The 392-nt window shown below is 62.0% G+C and carries 1 protein-coding gene; it reads left to right on the forward strand.

Translation table 11 applies throughout. The features are described from left to right. A partial coding sequence (locus AKL29_RS00035; protein WP_160321686.1) for an NAD(P)(+) transhydrogenase (Re/Si-specific) subunit beta occupies positions 1-392 on the forward strand: 392 nt, incomplete at both ends.

Consider the following 392-nt stretch of genomic DNA (forward strand, 5'->3'; position numbering starts at 1 on the left):
CTGAAGAAGGAAGGCGTCGAGGTGAAATACGCCATTCACCCGGTGGCGGGCCGCATGCCCGGCCACATGAACGTGCTGCTGGCCGAGGCCAACGTGCCCTATGATGAGGTGTTCGAGCTCGAGGACATCAACTCGGAGTTCGCCCAGGCCGATATCGCCTTCGTGATCGGCGCCAACGACGTCACCAACCCGGCGGCGGAAGAGGACAAGACCTCGCCGATCTACGGCATGCCGGTGCTGCAGGTCTGGAAGGCCGGCACCGTGATGTTCATCAAGCGCTCGCTGGCCTCGGGCTATGCCGGCATCGACAACCCGCTGTTCTACCGCGACAACACCATGATGTTGCTCGGCGACGCCAAGAAGGTCACCGAGAACATCGTCAAGGCGATGTA

This window comes from Bradyrhizobium pachyrhizi (assembly GCF_001189245.1).
GTDB classification, from domain to species: domain Bacteria; phylum Pseudomonadota; class Alphaproteobacteria; order Rhizobiales; family Xanthobacteraceae; genus Bradyrhizobium; species Bradyrhizobium pachyrhizi.